The following is a 2,059-nucleotide window of genomic DNA, read 5'->3' on the forward strand; positions in this document are numbered from 1 at the left end:
GGGCAGCACCTGCCGTCGTGAGCTGCACGCTGCGCTTGGTGCGGTCGAACAATCTGAGGCCCAAATGCGCCTCCAGCTGCGCAATGGCCTGCGTGAGCGGCGGCTGGGTCATGTTGAGGCTTTTGGCAGCGCGGCCGAAGTGAAGCTCCTCGGCCACTGCCAGAAACTGACGCCACAGGCGAAGCTCGATCAAGGGCGGTTTACGGGAAGCCATGCCCGCGGTGCCGAGAATATCTTTCATATGCCATACATATTAATAGATGATTAATAATGGATTGGAAAGAATCAATCAAAGCACGCATACTCTGTTTCTCCCGATGCATGCCCAAGGTCAAACGCGGGCAAGCCATAGTAGCCAACACCACGAGACACCCCATGGAAACCAAAACTGTCAACATCGTTGCCAACCCGCGCAGCAAGAACATCACCGAGGGCAAATCGCGCGCGCCCAACCGCTCCATGTACTACGCCATGGGCTACGAGGCCGACGATTTCAAGAAACCAATGATCGGCGTGGCCAATGGGCACAGCACGATCACGCCATGCAACAGCGGCCTGCAAAAACTGGCCGACGCGGCAATTGTCGGCATCGAGGAAGCTGGCGGTAACGCGCAGGTATTCGGCACGCCGACGATTTCCGACGGCATGGCCATGGGCACCGAGGGCATGAAGTACTCCCTCGTGAGCCGCGAAGTGATCTCCGACTGCATCGAGACCTGCGTGCAGGGCCAGTGGATGGACGGCGTGCTGGTGGTTGGTGGCTGCGACAAGAACATGCCCGGTGGTCTGATGGGCATGCTGCGCGCCAACGTGCCGGCGATCTACGTCTACGGCGGCACCATCCTGCCGGGCACCTACAAGGGCAAAGACCTCAACATCGTCAGCGTGTTTGAAGCCGTGGGCGAAAACGCCGCCGGGCGCATGAGCGACGAAGACCTGCTGCAAATCGAGCGCCGCGCCATTCCGGGCACCGGCAGCTGCGGCGGCATGTACACGGCCAACACCATGTCCAGCGCTTTCGAGGCCCTGGGCATCTCACTGCCCTACTCCAGCACCATGGCCAATCCGCACGACGAGAAAATGAAYTCAGCCAAAGAGTCGGCCAAGGTTCTGGTTGAAGCGATCAAGAAGGACATCAAGCCGCGCGACATCGTCACCAAGAAGGCTATTGAAAACGCGGTCGCCGTGATCATGGCAACCGGCGGCTCCACCAACGCTGTGCTGCACTTCCTGGCCATCGCCCACACGGCCGGCGTCGAGTGGACGATTGATGATTTCGAGCGCGTGCGCCAGCGTACGCCAGTACTGTGCGATTTGAAGCCCTCCGGCAAATACCTCGCCGTGGATCTGCACCGCGCCGGCGGTATTCCACAGGTCATGAAAACACTGCTGGCCGCCGGCCTGCTGCATGGCGATTGCCTGACGATCTCCGGCCAGACCATCGCCGAGACGCTCAAGGACGTGCCTGAAGTTCCGCGCGCAGACCAGGATGTGATCCGCCCCATCGACAAACCCATGTACGCCCAGGGCCACCTGGCCATCCTGAAGGGCAACCTCTCACCCGAAGGCTGCGTGGCCAAGATCACCGGCCTGAAAAATCCCGTCATGACCGGCCCGGCCCGGGTATTTGATGACGAACAATCAGCACTTGCAGCCATCCTGGCCGGCAAGATCAAGGCTGGTGACGTGATGGTGCTGCGTTACCTCGGCCCCAAGGGCGGYCCCGGCATGCCTGAAATGCTGGCCCCCACCGGCGCGCTGATCGGTGCCGGCCTCGGCGAGAGTGTCGGCTTGATCACCGATGGCCGCTTCTCCGGTGGCACCTGGGGCATGGTGGTTGGCCACGTGGCGCCTGAAGCTGCGGCTGGCGGCAATATCGCCTTCATCAATGAGGGAGATTCGATCACCATCGATTCGAAGCAACTCCTGTTGCAGCTGAATATCAGTGACGCCGAATTGGCCAAACGCAAGGTCGGCTGGAAAGCCCCCGCGCCACGCTATACCCGCGGCGTCCAGGCCAAGTTCGCTTTCAATGCATCAAGTGCCAGCAAGGGTGCGG

Annotated in this window: 2 protein-coding genes; one reads left to right on the top strand and one right to left on the bottom strand. The window is 60.9% G+C overall.

Translation table 11 applies throughout. The features are described from left to right. The coding region (locus AC1D1X_RS21600) for a LysR family transcriptional regulator (RefSeq protein ID WP_477699142.1) at positions 1–241 on the bottom strand (241 nt) is incomplete at its 3' end. A 134-nt stretch (positions 242–375) separates the two neighbouring features. Between AC1D1X_RS21600 and ilvD the strand changes: the two genes are divergently transcribed. After that, a partial coding sequence (ilvD, locus tag AC1D1X_RS21605; RefSeq protein WP_477699143.1) for a dihydroxy-acid dehydratase occupies positions 376–2,059 on the top strand: 1,684 nt, incomplete at its 3' end.

It is taken from the genome of Polaromonas sp. P1_G4 (assembly GCF_056405475.1).